Genomic DNA, 17,027 nt, shown 5'->3' on the forward strand with positions numbered 1-17,027 from the left:
GCCAAATCATTGTTGAGGAACTCTTGTTTAGTTTACGTTTAAGATTTCAAACAGTAGCTTCAAAACTGAAAATTTCTGATTTAAACGCCCCAGATTTGAACGAAGAACACTTGCTTGAAGTAGCAACGAAATACTGTCAGGGAAAATTACGTTGGGCAAAGGGTAAACGTTATGATTTGAGTGACTATCTCATACTCTGGGAAATTATCGGCATCGATAATATAATTACCCTAGAAAATCAAGAAGGTCAATCCTTGAGAGTCGCTATTACCCTAAGAGAAAGTGAGAGCAAAGCTCAAAGTATTTTTTATGATTTAAAAAGTAAGCAACGTGCCAGTATTCGTCAAGAATTAAATATTGATCAACACTGGGTTATCGCTGTAAAATGGAAAAACTTTCCTGAAGAAGATGAATGGATTGATATTCTGTACAGAGAAATAGACGATGATTCCAGTAGTTCTGATTGTCGTTTAATTATTTTGTAGTAGTAGATTCTTGATTAACCTCTGTTAGGTTATTGGGGGATTGGGGTGTTTGGAGGTAAATGAATTAATTACCTTTGCCCCTCTCCCATTTTAAGGGAAGACACAGAGGGGTTTACCCTTTTTACTTCGCCTCTTGCCCTTTGCCCATTCGCTATCTAAACTAAAAACCATAGCCTAATTTACCAACGCCCGAAAGAAATTAAAAAATAGCCCCCTTACTTATTAACTCCTGTTTTTTCTCCTCATTTAAACCGAGATTGTTAGCAAAAATAGCCCCTTTAACAATTGTTTGACCTAGGCTAGTATTTTGTAAATTGGTATTAGTTAAGTTGGCATTGGTTAAATTTGCCCCAATTAAATTACTTAAAGCTAAACTAGCATTAGTCAAATTAGCATTAGTTAAATTTGCACCTTCTAGGTAAGCTCCACTTAAATCCACACCATTAAGTTTTGTATTTTGTAAATTAGCTTCGCTTAAATCAACATCTGTTAAGTCAGCACCTCGCAAATTTGCATCCTGAAAATTGGCACTACTCAAATTCAAACCACTTAAATTGACACCAATCAAATTAGCACCAACAAAATCTATCAAAGGATTAAGATTAGCTTTTTTAGCTAAAGTATTAAAGTCTTCTTGAGGATTTTGATAAATTCCTTGAATGACATTTTTTAAACTACTTATTTTTTGTTCAATTTCTTGATTATTTTTGTGATGAAAATTAGGTGTTGTTTCAGATTTTTGATAGGAAAAAATCGCTCTACTAACATAAGGACTAAGATAGACTTTTTCAATAAATTCGGCTACTTTTCTTTCTAAAATAGCGTGTTTATTGGGGGTTATATTATGAACCCATAATCCTTCTATATCAGTTAAAACAACATTAGATTTATCTATTACAATTTGAGCAGTTAAATTACTTTCATCTCCCACAGCTTTGAGTTTTGCTAATTTAACGGAAGAGTTATCCTTAAGTAAATTTGGTTTGATTAACCACTCTTGATGATTTTTTGACGTATTTTTTCTTATTTTAATGTAATCCTTATTAATGTCATAAATTTCTAAAATATCAAGGTCATTAAACGTTACTAATAATTTTGCTAATCTGAGACTAAATTTAACTTTTCCATCTAAGATACTCTCTTGTTGTTCATTTACTTTAGCATTAAAATAAAACTCATATTCTCCTTGTTTATCAGCAACAGGAATTAACTTTAAATCAGCAGAGAAACAATCAGGACATTGATTGTGGCATTCTAATAAGTACATAGAAAATCTTAAGAAAAACTAAAAATATATATATTAAAAACAAGTTATCTTTTTAAGAATATCATCTCATGAAATGGACTAATCACAGAGAATACAATGTTCTAATTTTTTAATCTTCTTTTACAATTAAAGGTGATCTTATTTTTTAGCAATATTATTATGACTGGTGATCAATTTTTAATGTTAGTAACTCTGTTAGCACCCGGATTATTACTTTCTTTTCTGGTAATGATTTCTTTTGCTAAGGGTGGTTGATAACCTATAAATTCATCTCAAGTGTGGAGAATCGAGAAAAATAAGGCTCTCTTACTTTAATAGGGGGAGCTGAAAAAGTGTTTAGGGAAAGTTAGGAATAGCTGATGAGCAATAGTTTAGGAAAATTGCTAATTAATTTATAATTTATCATAATTGCCGTAAAAGAGCTAAAAACAATATTAAAAGAAAAATTAAAAGCTAATAATAGATAACTGATTTCTGGTACTTGAATCTTGATGAGCTGATTTTCTCGTTAAGGATACATGATTAACTTCTTCTACTGAATATTCTTTTAATTCTCTTGGCAAAAGCATATCCCATTGACCTTCGGAGAATAAAAACAGATTACTCATCATGACTAATCCTGTGGTTGCAAATTGCCATCCTGCAAATAATGGTAGTACTAAAACCATACTACCATGAATTATACCTGCTAAGAAAAAAGCCCTCGATCGCATCATCCAACCTGTGAGGAAATAACCTAAGGCACTTAAAATTAGCCACAACTCACATAAATGACCGAGAATATAACCCCAAGAAAATGCGATCGCACTATCGGTAATAATCAGACCAAAAATCATCAAAAAAATCCAGCCATAAAGTAAACCTGAAACTTTTTCCCATACTGCCCAAGAATAAGTTAAGCTGGTCATGACAATGATGGCAAAAATGGTAAATACAGACCAAAAAAACGCTTGATCAGCCCAACTAACAGATAAAAATTGAGCACTGAAAAAAATTATTGCCGCCACCACTCCCCAAACTAACATTGCCTGATCAACACAAGTATATATTCCTGAGAGAAAAAATTTTTCTGCAGACTTTATTCTTAAACATTTCATTGATAAAAACTGCTGAGTATCAGAGGAAGATTGCTTTCGTTGTAAAATAGGTTGTCTAGGCTTAAAAAAAGTCATTATAAATTAAATTTTTGATATGTATTTTTTATATTTTTAACAAAAGTTAATAATATTTTAAACTAAAATTATCATACTGACATATACAGTTTTTGAGCAATCCTATTCAACCTCACCTCAATTCTGGATAAATTTTTATGGAGATTGATTGAGAAAAGGGCAATGGGCAACCCCCCCTTTGTCCCACCTCGAGATGGGAGAGGGCAAAGGTAAATAGTTAATAATTAAGAATTAAAAACCCTTAACTCCTGACTCCGAAATCCCTAACACCGTAAGGGTTGAATATATTCAACCCCTACCACCTGAAACCTACTCTTATCCGATATTATTAAACCGAACTGAGGTTAACCTAGGTTCTGCATAAAGAATATTGCATAAGCTCAACTTGTGGGGTTTAAAAAATATTCAAATCTCGTGATTTTAAATGACAGGTATGAGGTTTAGCGGAGTTATTATTAATTGATTAGGGAATTGTGGGGAGAAACAGAAACCTCTTTTTTGTCTTAACTCTGAGCTTAAGCTAACTCAGGTAGTTTCAGTAAGATAAAACTTTATATAAATGAAAATAATCTTTTTGATTGCAACTATTTTATATTTCCTATGATTCCTAACAAGGGGAATTAACCCCTTGCCTAATTCCTAAGACTTAAATCTTATCGGTTATTTAGCTTTACTGAGCGGTTATAACTACGTTTAGGTTTACCTTTGTATTTATTTTGACGATCGAAGCTATCAGCACCACGACTACCATATTTAGTACGTCCTCCTTTACCTTTTTTGATATAAGGTTTAGGGGTTGCAGGAGGGGGAACATCCCAATCTTGCTGTAGCCAACTAGGACAGTCTCGATCATATAATATTTGTAACGTAGCGGCTGCGATCGCAGTTGGGTCATAATCTTCATGTAGTTCTTTAACTAAAGGTAAGAAAGAAGCTAACCTTTCACCCGCTAAAGACTCTTTAATTTGTTCCGTAAGTTTCTCCATTCTTTTCGCTTCTACCGTAGAGCGATTGGGGACATTTTCCACCCGAATGGTTTGATTTAAACGACGCTCGATTTGACGTAAAAAACGGCGATCACTTGGTTCAACTAAAGCAATAGCTTTACCCTCTTTTCCTGCCCTTCCTGTACGCCCGATACGGTGAATATAAGTCTCGGTATTATCTGGTAAATCGAAGTTGAAAACGTGGGTTAAATCAGATACATCCAGACCTCTGGCGGCAATATCTGTAGCCACTACCAACTTAATTTTTCCATCACGCCAGCGTTGAATTAAACGCTCCCGTTGAGATTGGCTTAAATCGCCATGGTATTCATCTACACTTTGACCCGCTTCTTGTAATTTAGTCGTTAGCTCAGACGCAGTGCGCTTAGTTCTCACGAAAATAATGCCACTTTGAGGATCTTCAATTTCAAGGATTGGTTGAATAGTTTTAATTTTAGACCAACCACGAGGCACCATGTACACACACTGGTCAATGCGAGAAGGTGTATCTTGAGGTTTTTCTCCTGTAGCATTGATAGGATCATTCATGAACTCTTTTACCAGATATTGAATCTCTTTGGGCATAGTTGCCGAGAAACAAATGGTTTGACGAGATTTAGGAGTTTGAGAAAGAATCTCTTTTACATCGTCAATAAAGCCCATGCTTAACATTTCGTCCGCTTCATCTAAAACTGCATAGCGAAGAGAATCTAACGTAAGATTTTTACGGTTGAGTAGATCGATAATCCGCCCCGGAGTACCAACAACAATGTGAGAACCTTTTTCGAGAAAGCGAATTTGACGCTCTATGGATTGACCACCATAAACAGTTAGAACATAAGTCCTGTCACCTCTGGCGATAAAATCCTTTAAAGATTCAGCTACTTGTTGAGCTAATTCTCTGGTGGGAGTCAAAATTAAGGCTTGAACATCTTTGGAACTGCGATCAATGCTATCTAAGATAGGTAGAGAATAAGCGGCTGTTTTACCTGTACCAGTTTGCGATTGCCCTACTACGTCACGCCCTGATAATAATTCGGGAATTGCTAATGATTGAATTTTGGTGGGAGTCACAAAACCGATTTTTTCTAGTTGATTAACTAAGGATTCGGATAGTCCTAAACTGGAAAATGAAATTGTCATCTGTAATGTTATTTGTGAATGTTTACTGTGTTACTCTCCACAGATCAAAGGAAACAATCCCGTGAAGCAAAACTGGTAACAGTAAGGGGGAATTTAATTAAGAATGAGGAATTGGTGAGCAGAAGCTAAAAATCATCGGTTAAAGTTTGCTACACTTTAGAATTTTTAGTTCTTTATTCCTATCTAATAACTGCTTTTACTACCGTTATCTTTATAGCTAATGATTATGATGCCATTAGCCCTTACATTCCGCTTTTACTTAAGCACGAAACGATTTCCGAGAGACAATTGAGTAAGAAGATTAAGTTTTTTTACTTTTTTATTTTTCGTGACAACTATCCTTACTATGATTATCAGAATGTAGCCACTGAATAAGACCTACTTAATCTAGGATAATTACTAATTTATCTCTGTTTCTCCATAGAGATCATAGACATCGGCTGAGGTGATGCGAACAGGGGTAATCTCACCTAAGTTTGCTGAACCCTTAATATAGACTAATCCATCTACTTCGGGGGCAAAACGGGGGGATCTCCCAATCAATTCACCAGTCATGGGATTTTCTTGCTCAACCAATACTGGAACAACTTTACCTATTTCTGCCTCATTTTTCATAGCGGCAATGGGCTGTTGTATTTCCATTAACTGATTGCGTCTTTCCTCCTTTACTTCCTCGGGCAACTGGTTACTTAATTCATAAGCCTTAGTGCCTTCTTCGGGAGAAAAAGTGAATACACCCACATGATCAAATTGATGTCTTTTAACAAATTGTAACAAATGTTGGAAATGTTGTTCAGTCTCTCCGGGAAATCCCACAATAAATGTTGTTCGCATAACCGATTCGGGAAGGGCTAGTTTGATGCGTTCTATAATTTCATCATTTACTTTCCCTTGCCAAGGACGATTCATGCTTTTAAGAATTTCGGGGTGAGAATGTTGTAAAGGTAAATCTAAATAGGGCAATATATTATCTGTAGATGCGATCGCATCTATAACTTTATCGGTTAATCCTGTCGGATAAGCATAATGAATTCTAATCCAAGGAATATCAACTTTTCCTAACGCCCTTAATAATTCAGCTAACTTAGGTTCACCGTATAGATCAACACCATAATTAGTAGTAATTTGGGAGATTAAGATTAATTCCTTCACTCCTTGATCTGCTAACTGTTGGGCTTCTGCTACAATAGACTCGATCGTACGGGATCTTTGATTCCCACGCAAATGGGGAATTATACAAAAAGAGCAACGATAATCACAACCCTCGGCGACTCTTAAATAAGCCACCCCTTCAGTGGTAGTGCGATAACGAGGTATATTTTCATCCGCAATGAAAGTAGGTTCAGCAGAAACCGCCTTAACTCTTTCACCTTTTTCTACCCGTTCAATAATATCGACAATATTTTGATAGTCACCAGTTCCAACTAACGCAACAGCTTCTGGTAGTTCTGCTAACAATTCCTCCTGAAAGTGCTGTGCCATACAACCAGCAATAATTATTTTTTTCTGGTTTTCCGCTAATTCTACTAAAGTTCTTACAGATTCTCGACGAGCGGACTCAATAAAACTACAAGTATTTACAATAACATAATCGGCTAATTCTTCGGTATTATCGATGCCGTAGCCTGATTTTGCCAATAAACCGAGCATATGCTCAGAATCAATGCGATTTTTTTCACAGCCTAAATGAGAAACGGCGATGGTTGGCTTATTGCCCATATTTACGATTTAGCTCTATTTTGATTTTGCTAACAACATTTTTCACAACTTAACCATGATAACAGATTTATTAGCAATAATGATGTCTGTGAATAATATTTTAACCTCAGTTCGGCTTAAGAACGTCAAATAAGGGTAGTGTTTAGGGGGAAATGAGAGTTCGCTCGAGCGCTCGTTCCGTAAAGCGGTACAGAGTTAGTTAGGGGCGAATGGACATTCGCTCGTACAGGAGTTATAAGTTATTAATTATCAACTATTTTCTTTTGCCTTCCCCCCTCGAGAGGGGGGATAAAGGGGGGTTTGCCCATTGCCCTTTTCGCCATCACTCATCGATAATTGATCCTGAACTCGGGTTATATTATTAATCCTTGCCCTTTGCCTTTTGCTTCTTTCTTACCTTCACAAAAACACTTTTGAGCAATTTCTATTTACGTAAATGAGAAGGTAACTCGATGTGGGGTAGTAAAGGACGTAAATCATCATAGGAAATAATGCCGAAATTCATTATCGTTGGTAGCGGCAAACTACAATCAATTAAGGTGGTTCTAATGCCATATTTAGGTTTACCCCCATCGACAATTAAACTAACATCTTTACCGAATAAATCTTGTGCAGTTTTTGCATTAGTTGCTCTATAGTCACCCCCCAAACTTGCTGTGCCAGAGACAATGGGAAAAGGACATCTATTCACTAGATTGTAAATAAAATCATCAGGACAAGAAACGAAAATAGTATTATGTCCAGCAGTTACTGTTTCAGGTAAATTATTGCGGTGAGGAATAATCACACTAATCGGGTAAGGAAATTGATTAACTAATATTTGAGCATCTTTACTTAAATTGCTATATTCAGAAATTCTCTCTTGATTGGAAAGCAAAACTAGAGGTTTTCTGGGATTCCATCGTTTTAACTCATGAATCTTATTTGCTGAATTTTCATTTAAACCATTGGCTAAAAAGATATAGACAATATCTGTGTGTAAAATGACAATTTCTCCTTTATTTAAAACATCGATGATTTGAGGAATTATATTGACAGATTTAGGACAAATTTGACTCATGATTATTATTTTTCTAAATAGTTATCTAGCTATGTTTGATTAGTTAATCTAAACAGATAGATTATTTTTTATCAGTTTTTATAATATCATTTGCGGGAATTGCATGATTCTAAAAAAACATTGTTTTTATGCAAAAGTTGCATTTAAATATTTGCAGTGAAGATATTAAGGTACTTACAAAAAAAGGTAATTAATTAACTTCAGTTGGGTTTAAGAATATTGGATAAGGGTTCGGAGAGTTCGCTGCGCTCGTTCCGCAAAGCAGTACGGAGTTAGTTAGGGGCGAATGCCCATTTGCCCGTACAGGAGTTAGAGATTATATTAATTATTTACTATTCATCATTTCGGGATAAAGGGAGGTTTCCCCCTTGCCCATTAATAAATTGATTCTATTGTGTTTTCAAAGTAGATAACTTCGCATTACGATAATAATGAGCTAAAATTTGACGATAGTTAACACCATTTTGGGCTAAATATTGAGCTCCCCACTGACTTAACCCTAAGCCGTGACCAAATCCTCTACCTGATACTTGTAAGCTATTTCCTCCTAAAGAGACACGAAATAATGTGCTTCTTAAATCAAGAGCTTTGCGTAAATCACTACCTGCGACGTTTTTAGTGGTGCGATCTCCTACAATTTTCATGGTTACGATTCTGCCTTGGGGAGTGGTTTTTTGGGGGATTAGGGCTTGGATGTTGCCGACACCACCAACAATTCTATTCATGGTAGAAGGAGAAACGCTTTTATTCCAACTAAATACAGGGGAGTTTTGATCGTAATCGACTACTCCTCTAAGATAGGGTAAGGGAGATACCCAAATATCTTCGACATTTTCCGTATGACCACCAGAAGAAGAATGAAATACCGCTAAAATAATTTGGTTGTTGTAAGTCATTACCTCCCCCATAGTTTCCCTCACTGCTTGATGGGTAGTGGTATATTCACTGCTTAAACCTTTATAAACCTGAGTAGCGGTAGTTGTATCTAAATCAAAAATTTGATTACGTCCACTATTTCGTTTATATAGGGCGTAAGTTCTGGCGGCTACGGCTTGAGCCTTCAGTGCGTCTTTAGGCCAACTAGGAATTGCCTCTGCACCGACAACACTATATAGATAATCTTCTAAATCCACATAGTTAATTGCTGTAATTCCTTTACCTTGAGGTACTAATAGCACTCTTCCACGATACCAGCGATCGCCAATCCAGACAACCCCATCGCCACTAGGCTCTAACCATAAACGATTGGATTTCCATTGACTAAGATTAACATTACCTCCTTGTACTTTGGATACAAAAGAATTCATCCCTGCAACTTGTCCTACAACCCGCCCTGCATTATCTTTCACAACTGCTGGGGTTGAACTACCTACCTGTAAAGAATTAGCACCTTTTTTGATTGCAACTCTTAATTCTAAAGCGGCTTGGGCAGATGGACTAAAGATTAACCAGAGTAAAGATAATAAGCTAAACTTACCCAACCATTGTAATATTAATTTTTTACTCATAATCTCACACCGTAATTCGTTTTTTGATGATTGTTAACTGAATCTTACTTAATTTCTGCGAGTGTTGTTTTTTTTGTTAGGAATATTTAAGCAGAAAAAATGACTTTACAAATAGTATTTTTGTTTCCATTCTTTCAATATCAAACTCAGGTGGTGATAAAATAGCAAGACTGAAAATAAAGCGAAAATAATCAGTAAAAAAGAATGATTAAAGTTGGTTTAGTTGGTACGGGATATGCGGCTCAAAGACGGGCGGAGGCTTTTCAAGCAAATCCTTTAACTGAGTTGGTGGCGGTGGTGGGTAACAGTGTGGAAACAACAGCTAGTTTTTGTGAAACCTATGGCATTCCCTCGGTTTCTGGTTGGCAACAGTTAGTAAATGATTCTAGTTTAGATTTAATTTGCATTTCTAATATTAATCGGGATCATGGAATGATTGTAAGAGGTGCTTTATTAGCTGATAAACACGTTATTGTTGAGTTCCCTTTAACTATTAATCCTGATGAGGCGGAGGAGTTGCTAAGTTTAGCACAAGAAAAAAATAAGTTACTTCATGTAGAACATATCGAAATTTTGGGAGGAGTGCATCAAGCGATTAGGGCTAATTTATCAGCGATTGGCGATCCTTTTTTAGCTCGTTATACGACTATTTTGCCCAAGAGTAGTTTAATGAATAAGTGGACTTTTAACTATGAGTATTATGGTTTCCCTTTTATAGCGGCTCTTTCTCGCATTAATCGTTTTACTGATTTATTTGGAGAAGTGGATTCGGTAAGTTGTTATGGGCGTTTTTGGGATGCTGAAAAGGTTGGTTATTTTTCTGCTTGTTATACTCAAGCACAGTTATCTTTCAAGAATGGTTTATTAGCTTGTTTAACTTATGGCAAGGGTGAACAATTCAAAAGCAGCGATCGCACCTTAGAAATTTATGGTACTCAAGGGACGTTAAGATTCGAGGGGGAAACAGGTAAGATTATAAGGGATGGAGAAGAAAATGCGATCGAAGTTGGTACAAGGCGAGGACTCTTTGTTAAAGATACAGAAGCAGTTATCGATTATTTAACTACAGGAAAACCTCTTTATATTGAAAATAAAGCCAGTGTTTATGCTCTAAGAGTAGCCAATGCAACCCTCAAGGCTTATCAAAGTCAATCAATATGTAAAGTTTAAGGGAATAGATGGTGAACTACTCAAACTCGTTATTTAATGGGAGTCTTACGTCAACGAGATAATTTTGATAAAAAAAAATCTATGAATAAGGAAGTGTGATTTATCATTAAAACTTAATATTAACTAATAAAATAATTAAATAAAAAGCAAAAATGTTTGAAATTGATATAGAAGCCCTCCAAGCAGAATTCGATCGCATCGTTGCCTCTTTTGGTACTCCTTCCGATAGTTTTGTGGAAGATACAGAAAGATGGATAGAAGATAATTCCATTATCCTACAAGAACTTAATGGCGGTGGTGGTGGATTAGAAAAAGTTTTTCTGACTGTAACTACTTTCGAGGATCAAAATGACGGCGGAGACAGAAATGGTTTATCCCTTCGAGATGCTATTTTAAGGGCAAAAGCAGACCCTAGCAAAGAATATGTTATCAACCTTCCTGCAGGGGTTTACGAGTTGTCTATTCAGGGTAACGAAGACTCCTTATTTCCCAGTGACAATCCTAATTTACCCGGTGAAGTAGATGACATCGTAGCTCGTACAGGAGATTTAGATGTTGAAACCAGAGTTACCATTGTGGGAGTCGGCTCAGGCTCAACTACCATTAATGGTACGGCTCTAGGCGATCGCATTTTTGATGTTCGAGAAGGAGGATTACTTTCCCTTAGTGGAGTTACTATCGAGGATGGAATTGCCGAAAACGCCCTTGATGAAAATGGTAGTAGCGGCGGAGGTATTCGCATTAACACAGGGGCTTCCGCTATTATCAATAATAGTATTATCAAAAATAATTCCACTGCCATTAACACCGACACAGATAATAATAATGGAGGGGGTATAGCCAACTTCGGAGATACAGAAATAATTAACAGCATTATTTCAGGCAACCTCTCAGGAGATGACGCAGGGGGTATCTATAACGAAGGAACATTAAATATTCGTAATAGCACCATAGCGGGTAACTTCGCCAATGCCGCCGCCGTAGAAGTGATTGAAGCAGGAGGGGGAGGGCTTTACACCTTCGGAGGAACAGTACAAATACTAAATAGCACTATCTCTGGTAATATTACAGGAGACGCAGGGGGAGGTATTCTCAGCCAAGATGCCACCGTTTCTATTATCAATTCAACTATTACGAATAATAGCTCTCAAATTGGCTCAGGTATTACCGTTTTAGGAGCAAATAACCCTCTTTTACTGCAAAACAGTATTGTTGCAGGAAACTTAGATAGTAGTGATATTGAGGGATTTTTTACCGAAAATAGCTCTTATAACCTTATTGGCGATGGTAACGGTATTATTTTAGATGGATTTAACAATAATATTGTCGGAGACATCGTTAATCCATTAGATCCTCTGTTGGGAGATTTACAAGATAATGGTGGTTATACTCCTACCCATTTGCCCCTCAGAGGTAGCCCTGTCATAAATGCAGGAAATAACGAAATTGCTTCGTCTCAAGTGGGCAATTCAGACCAAAGAGGTTATGCCCGTATAATTGGAGGTACAGTGGATATAGGTAGTACAGAAAGCGGTGCAACCCCTCGCTCTGCCTTAAATAATCCCATATATCGCTTCCAGAATACAGAAATACCCGGTACATATCTTTATGTGGGGGAAGAAGAAAGACAAAGCATTTTAAATAATTATCCCAAATTTGAAGAAGAAGGATTTGCTTTTAGTGTTGCTACCCAACCGGGAGATGGATTAATTCCCATTTACCGTTTCCAAAACACCCAAATACAAGGAACATATCTTTATGTAGGGCAGGAGGAAAGACAAAGTATTTTACAAAGTTTCCCTCAATTCCGAGAAGAGGGATTAGCTTTTTATGCTTTTGGGGCTAATGCTAATCAAGCCGACAGCTTATATCGTTTCCAAAACGATAATTTACCCGGTACATATTTATTTGTAGGGCAGAATGAAAGACAAAGCATTCTTCAAAACTATTCCAATTTTTCCGAAGAGGGCATTGCTTTTGAGGCGGCTTTTTAATTCTTAGTTAATAATAAAAATACCTCTGCTAGTAAACTCAAGATTATCAAGTCTCTTGCTAAAACCTTCTTGATTACCCTTAATTGAGGCTATTTCTACTCTCATATCATTTAACTTGTTATCTACCCATGTTAAAATCTTCAATAAGTTGTTAACCGTGTTTTCCCCCCAGAGGATAGAAGTATTAGCCTTGCTCCTATCCTGCCCCAATTTTACCCTAATCCTCAAAAATATCTGATAGCTTTTATCTCCTCACCTCTCAACTTATCCTCAATCTCATATATATCAGCCCAAAATCCCTTCAAGTAGCGTGCGATCGAAGCTGTAACAAATATTACCCCTATTTAACTCCTAGTTTAATGCCCCTAAAGGGGTAACTACAAACTTTTGTTTATTTTTGGCGACGACATTTTTCAGAACAATATTTAACATCATCCCAACATTTAGACCATTTTTTGCGCCATGTAAAAGATAAACCACAAACAGGACAGATTTTGGTGGGGAAATCAGATTTTTTTCTCTGCTTTGCCATTTTTCTTCCTAATTATTGAAGTTAAACCATTTTTCTAGTTCCTCCCACCCTAAACCTTGTCGTACTACGGCGGGATTTTCTGTGGAAAAATCTAAAATTGTTGAAACTTGATACCCCGGATCTGTATAGTCATCAATAATAATATCAACCAGTTTATCAAAGTAATCAAATAATTTTGCCTTTTCCCAGTCATCAGAGGGAGAATATCCTTCTTCATCATTGATATGAGCAGAGGTGGAAATAACTGGATTATTAAGAGTTGTTAAAATTGCTTGACAAACGTTTTGATCTGGCACTCGAATACCAGTGGTTTTGCGTTTTGGTGACATAACCAGTTTTGGCACTAATTTCGTGGCAGGTAAAAGAAAAGTGTAAGGACCGGGTATTAATCTTTTCATGATATAGTAGGCTTCATCAGTCACGATCGCATATTCAGAAATTTTCGACAAAGAAGAACAAAGAAAGGTTAATGGTTTATCATTGGCAAGACGTTTTAAAGTTCTCACTTTTTCTACGGCACTTTTAACATTAATATCACAACCAATGGCATAAACAGTATCCGTGGGATAAAGCATGATTGCTCCATCTTTCAATGCTGATGCTATTTGCTCAATACTTCTGCTTTGAGGATTATCAGGATTTAATTCGTATAAAATGGCCATAACTATAAATAAATAATTTATTTTTAATCTAATAACTAAAAGCTATAAAACTTATTAATTAATTGTATCTTATATGAGTAAAATCGCTTACTTACAATGCACTACAGGAATAGCAGGGGATATGTTTTTAGGGGCGTTAGTTTCTGCGGGTGTGCCATTAGGATATTTAGAGAAAAGTTTAGAGAGTTTAAATATTATTCAAGAGTATAAATTACAAGAAGAAACAGTAACTAGAAATGGGCTTGGTGCGACAAAAATTCATGTTCATTTAACATCTCATTCTCACCATCATCATAGACATTTAGCAGATATTGAACATATTATTAATCAGAGTAATTTAGCCCCTCAAATTAAGGCTAATAGTTTAGCTATCTTTCGTCAACTTGCGATCGCAGAAGCAAAAGTTCATAATACAACCATAGATAAAGTCCATTTTCATGAAGTGGGGGCAGTAGATGCCATTGTTGATATTGTTGGTACTTGTATCGGATTAGATTATTTAGGGATAGAAAAATTATACTGCTCATCTTTACCCACAGGAGGAGGCACAGTCAAAGTGGCTCACGGAATATTACCAGTACCAGTACCCGCCGTGCTAGAGTTGTTACGAAGCCGTAAAATCCCAATATATAGCAACGGTATCGAAAAAGAATTAGTTACTCCTACAGGGGCGGCAATTGTGGCGACGTTAACGGAAAGTTTTGGACAACCCCCGAAAATGAGTTTAGAGAAGATAGGTAATGGTGCCGGAAGTCAAGATTTATCTCTACCTAATATTTTGCGTCTTTGGATAGGGGAAATGGAATTATCTAATTTAGAGGAAGTAGCAGTCTTAGAAACTCAAATTGATGATTGTAACCCCCAAATTTTGGCTTATGTCTTAGAAGAATTATTAAATATTGGTGCAAAAGATGTTTTTACTCAACCGGTGATGATGAAAAAAAGTCGCCTTGGGGTTTTGTTGACAGTAATTTGTGATCTTGACAAAATCAATATATGTGAAAATCTTATTTTCCGAGAGACTACTACTTTAGGTATTCGCAGACAAATTCAACAAAGATCGATACTAGAGCGAGAAATGACGACTATTAAGAGTAAATATGGTGATATAAGATTAAAAATTGCAAAAAAACAGGGAAAAGTTGTTAATATCCATCCTGAATATAAAGATTGTGCAACCATTGCCCGTCAATTAGATATTCCTATTAATAGGATTCAATGGGAAGTGGTAAGGGAATTTTACGAGAAGCAAACCTGAGTTTTATTAAGGGCAAAAGTGTTTAATTAACACTAACACCCTGACACCTGCAACCTGAAACCTGACACCTTTTTCCTAACTTAGATAATATTCTCCATAAAGGCCAATTTTTCAAGGTTATCGGCTCTATAGTTCAAAATAATGATAAGATATTCGAGATTTAATGTGTGCAATCTATTCGGGTATTGTTGGGAATTAATTTATGGCTGTAGATACCGCTACTTTATTAGTATCATGTCCAGATCAACAAGGTTTAGTAGCAAAAATTGCTAATTTTATTTATGCTAATGGGGGTAATATTATTCATGCGGATCATCATACGGATTTAGAAGCTGGTTTATTTCTTTCCCGTATTGAGTGGCAATTACAAGGTTTTAATTTACCTCGGCATCTGATTAATGAAGCCTTTGGTGAGCTCGCGCAGCGCCACTTCGTGACCGCATCTCCTCTACAAGCTAAATGGAAATTACATTTTTCTGATACAGTTCCCAAAGTTGCTATTTGGGTGAGTAAACAAGATCATTGTTTATATGATTTGTTATGGAGGATAAAAAGTAAAGAATTGAAAGCAGAAGTAGGTTTAATTATTAGTAATCATCCAGATTTAGACCCTATTGCTCAACAATTTAATATTGAATATCATCATTTACCTATTACGAAAGAGAATAAAAAAGAGCAAGAGCTTAAACAATTAGAACTACTAAAAAATGCAGAAATAGACTTAGTTATATTAGCTAAATATATGCAGGTTTTAAGTTCAGACTTTATCAAAGAATTTCCCGCAGTAATTAATATTCATCACTCTTTTTTACCCGCTTTTATAGGAGCAAAACCTTATCATCAAGCCTACTCCAGAGGTGTAAAAATTATTGGTGCTACTGCCCATTATGTAACTCAAGATTTAGATGCAGGACCGATTATTGAGCAAGATGTAGTGAGAATTAGTCATAGAGATACAGTACAAGATTTAATTAGAAAAGGGAAAGATTTAGAAAAAATTGTTTTAGCTAGAGGGGTGAGATTACATTTACAAAATCGAGTTTTAGTTTATGGAAATCGTACCGTAGTTTTTGGGTGATTTTTAACTTTTAGTTTGGAAATATTTGATTTGTTTAATTATTTTCGGTGTATTTGTTGTGATAGAGTTTACCCCTATTTTGATAAATTGTTCGGCTATTTTTTCGTTATCTATAGTCCATAAATGATATTCATATCCTTTTGAAATAAATTGATGAATATAAGTTTCATTGAGAAAATTAGAGATAGAAGTACTTATTCCATCTGCACTAATATCTTCTAATTTATTTAATAATTTCTTAACTAAAAAATTTGATAGTTTAATACGATTAAAAGTTTTGAGACTAACTAAAAATAATGTTTTTAACTCTGGTTTCTGCTGTTTTATCGTTCTTAAAATTCTGCTATTGAAAGAAATAATTACTAACTGGTTTAAATTTATTTTACTATCAATTAATATACTTAATAGATAAGGTACAATATCGGGATCTGATTTTATTTCTAAGAATAACTTTTTATCTGAAGGTAAGATTTCTAAAACTTCATTAAGAGTGGGAATTTTTTCGTTTTTAAAAGTTGAATTAAACCAATATCCTACATCAAGTTTTTTTAATTCTGCTAAGGTAGAATTTTTAACAATTAACTTAGTATTAGCAACTCTGGCAGTATTGGAATCGTGAATACAAACAACCTGCTTGTCTTTGGTTAAATGAAAATCCCCTTCTATACCGTCTGCTCCTTGAGATATAGCCAACTGAAAAGCGGAAAGTGTATTTTCTGGGCTTTCTTTTGATGAACCTCGATGAGCTATTATCATTGGGGAAGTGATTTGAGGATCATCTTTGTTCATAATTAATCAAAATCAGCTAAAATGTTAGTTATTAAATTATAAGATGCTTTAGTTTAGTTCCCTATTTCTTCATCCTAATCAACGGTAATTTTACTAACATCGCCTTTCCGTGAACCTGTGCGATCGCATCTATAAGTTTTTTTTGCCATTTTTCTGGTAAATTATTGTAACCTGAGATCAGGATAAATTTTCATGTATAAGTAA

Annotated in this window: 14 protein-coding genes; 5 read left to right on the forward strand and 9 right to left on the reverse strand. The window is 35.5% G+C overall.

Annotated elements, in window-relative coordinates:
- The first annotated feature begins 23 nt into the window (after positions 1-23).
- Positions 24-485, forward strand: a complete 462-nt coding sequence (locus tag CYAN10605_RS10815) for a hypothetical protein (RefSeq protein ID WP_015219977.1) — start codon at positions 24-26, stop codon at positions 483-485.
- A 199-nt stretch (positions 486-684) separates the two neighbouring features.
- Here CYAN10605_RS10815 and CYAN10605_RS10820 read toward each other — a convergent pair whose 3' ends face one another.
- The 6 genes from CYAN10605_RS10820 to CYAN10605_RS10845 all read right to left on the reverse strand — a co-directional run bounded on the left by CYAN10605_RS10820 (position 685) and on the right by CYAN10605_RS10845 (position 9,340).
- Complete coding sequence (locus CYAN10605_RS10820; RefSeq protein ID WP_015219978.1) at positions 685-1,752, reverse strand: pentapeptide repeat-containing protein; 1,068 nt, start codon at positions 1,750-1,752, stop codon at positions 685-687.
- A 446-nt stretch (positions 1,753-2,198) separates the two neighbouring features.
- Positions 2,199-2,924, reverse strand: coding sequence for a hypothetical protein (locus CYAN10605_RS10825; protein ID WP_015219979.1), 726 nt, complete (start codon positions 2,922-2,924; stop codon positions 2,199-2,201).
- A 653-nt stretch (positions 2,925-3,577) separates the two neighbouring features.
- Positions 3,578-5,053, reverse strand: a complete 1,476-nt coding sequence (locus CYAN10605_RS10830) for a DEAD/DEAH box helicase (protein WP_015219980.1) — start codon at positions 5,051-5,053, stop codon at positions 3,578-3,580.
- Positions 5,054-5,452: 399 nt separating this feature from the next.
- Positions 5,453-6,772, reverse strand: a complete 1,320-nt coding sequence (rimO, locus tag CYAN10605_RS10835; RefSeq protein WP_015219981.1) for a 30S ribosomal protein S12 methylthiotransferase RimO — start codon at positions 6,770-6,772, stop codon at positions 5,453-5,455.
- A gap of 424 nt (positions 6,773-7,196) precedes the next feature.
- On the reverse strand, positions 7,197-7,832 hold the full coding sequence (locus tag CYAN10605_RS10840) for an L-threonylcarbamoyladenylate synthase (protein WP_015219982.1): 636 nt from the start codon (positions 7,830-7,832) through the stop codon (positions 7,197-7,199).
- A 389-nt stretch (positions 7,833-8,221) separates the two neighbouring features.
- The gene (locus CYAN10605_RS10845; protein ID WP_015219983.1) at positions 8,222-9,340 is read right to left on the reverse strand and encodes a SpoIID/LytB domain-containing protein; all 1,119 of its coding nucleotides are present in this window, start codon (positions 9,338-9,340) and stop codon (positions 8,222-8,224) included.
- 204 nt (positions 9,341-9,544) lie between these two features.
- Here CYAN10605_RS10845 and CYAN10605_RS10850 point away from each other — a divergent pair, with 204 nt between their 5' ends.
- The gene (locus CYAN10605_RS10850) at positions 9,545-10,510 is read left to right on the forward strand and encodes a Gfo/Idh/MocA family protein (RefSeq protein WP_015219984.1); all 966 of its coding nucleotides are present in this window, start codon (positions 9,545-9,547) and stop codon (positions 10,508-10,510) included.
- 152 nt (positions 10,511-10,662) lie between these two features.
- On the forward strand, positions 10,663-12,504 hold the full coding sequence (locus CYAN10605_RS17875) for a right-handed parallel beta-helix repeat-containing protein (RefSeq protein ID WP_015219985.1): 1,842 nt from the start codon (positions 10,663-10,665) through the stop codon (positions 12,502-12,504).
- A gap of 391 nt (positions 12,505-12,895) precedes the next feature.
- On the opposite strand, the gene CYAN10605_RS18175 is transcribed toward CYAN10605_RS17875, so the two are convergent.
- Positions 12,896-13,036: a DUF2256 domain-containing protein gene (locus CYAN10605_RS18175; protein ID WP_015219986.1), complete on the reverse strand. Its 141-nt coding sequence runs from the start codon at positions 13,034-13,036 to the stop codon at positions 12,896-12,898.
- A gap of 8 nt (positions 13,037-13,044) precedes the next feature.
- Complete coding sequence (locus CYAN10605_RS10865) at positions 13,045-13,698, reverse strand: L-threonylcarbamoyladenylate synthase (RefSeq protein WP_015219987.1); 654 nt, start codon at positions 13,696-13,698, stop codon at positions 13,045-13,047.
- A gap of 73 nt (positions 13,699-13,771) precedes the next feature.
- Between CYAN10605_RS10865 and larC the strand changes: the two genes are divergently transcribed.
- Positions 13,772-14,956: a nickel pincer cofactor biosynthesis protein LarC gene (gene larC, locus CYAN10605_RS10870; RefSeq protein ID WP_015219988.1), complete on the forward strand. Its 1,185-nt coding sequence runs from the start codon at positions 13,772-13,774 to the stop codon at positions 14,954-14,956.
- Positions 14,957-15,158: 202 nt separating this feature from the next.
- Positions 15,159-16,034, forward strand: a complete 876-nt coding sequence (purU, locus tag CYAN10605_RS10875; protein ID WP_015219989.1) for a formyltetrahydrofolate deformylase — start codon at positions 15,159-15,161, stop codon at positions 16,032-16,034.
- A gap of 3 nt (positions 16,035-16,037) precedes the next feature.
- On the opposite strand, the gene CYAN10605_RS10880 is transcribed toward purU, so the two are convergent.
- Entirely contained in the window at positions 16,038-16,823 is a 786-nt protein-coding gene (locus CYAN10605_RS10880) for a glycerophosphodiester phosphodiesterase (RefSeq protein WP_015219990.1), read from the reverse strand.
- Between the last annotated feature and the right edge of the window lie 204 nt (positions 16,824-17,027).

The sequence above is a fragment of the Cyanobacterium aponinum PCC 10605 genome (assembly GCF_000317675.1).
GTDB lineage: Bacteria > Cyanobacteriota > Cyanobacteriia > Cyanobacteriales > Cyanobacteriaceae > PCC-10605.

Bases quoted from the DNA above. Each gene is read 5' to 3' on its own strand.
- rimO (WP_015219981.1), bottom strand. From the start codon at position 6,772: ATGGGCAATAAGCCAACCATCGCCGTTTCTCATTTAGGCTGTGAAAAA.
- purU (WP_015219989.1), top strand. From the start codon at position 15,159: ATGGCTGTAGATACCGCTACTTTATTAGTATCATGTCCAGATCAACAA.
- CYAN10605_RS17875 (WP_015219985.1), top strand. From the start codon at position 10,663: ATGTTTGAAATTGATATAGAAGCCCTCCAAGCAGAATTCGATCGCATC.
- CYAN10605_RS10865 (WP_015219987.1), bottom strand. From the start codon at position 13,698: ATGGCCATTTTATACGAATTAAATCCTGATAATCCTCAAAGCAGAAGT.
- CYAN10605_RS10820 (WP_015219978.1), bottom strand. From the start codon at position 1,752: ATGTACTTATTAGAATGCCACAATCAATGTCCTGATTGTTTCTCTGCT.
- CYAN10605_RS10850 (WP_015219984.1), top strand. From the start codon at position 9,545: ATGATTAAAGTTGGTTTAGTTGGTACGGGATATGCGGCTCAAAGACGG.
- CYAN10605_RS10845 (WP_015219983.1), bottom strand. From the start codon at position 9,340: ATGAGTAAAAAATTAATATTACAATGGTTGGGTAAGTTTAGCTTATTA.
- CYAN10605_RS10830 (WP_015219980.1), bottom strand. From the start codon at position 5,053: ATGACAATTTCATTTTCCAGTTTAGGACTATCCGAATCCTTAGTTAAT.
- CYAN10605_RS10840 (WP_015219982.1), bottom strand. From the start codon at position 7,832: ATGAGTCAAATTTGTCCTAAATCTGTCAATATAATTCCTCAAATCATC.
- larC (WP_015219988.1), top strand. From the start codon at position 13,772: ATGAGTAAAATCGCTTACTTACAATGCACTACAGGAATAGCAGGGGAT.
- CYAN10605_RS10825 (WP_015219979.1), bottom strand. From the start codon at position 2,924: ATGACTTTTTTTAAGCCTAGACAACCTATTTTACAACGAAAGCAATCT.
- CYAN10605_RS10880 (WP_015219990.1), bottom strand. From the start codon at position 16,823: ATGAACAAAGATGATCCTCAAATCACTTCCCCAATGATAATAGCTCAT.
- CYAN10605_RS18175 (WP_015219986.1), bottom strand. From the start codon at position 13,036: ATGGCAAAGCAGAGAAAAAAATCTGATTTCCCCACCAAAATCTGTCCT.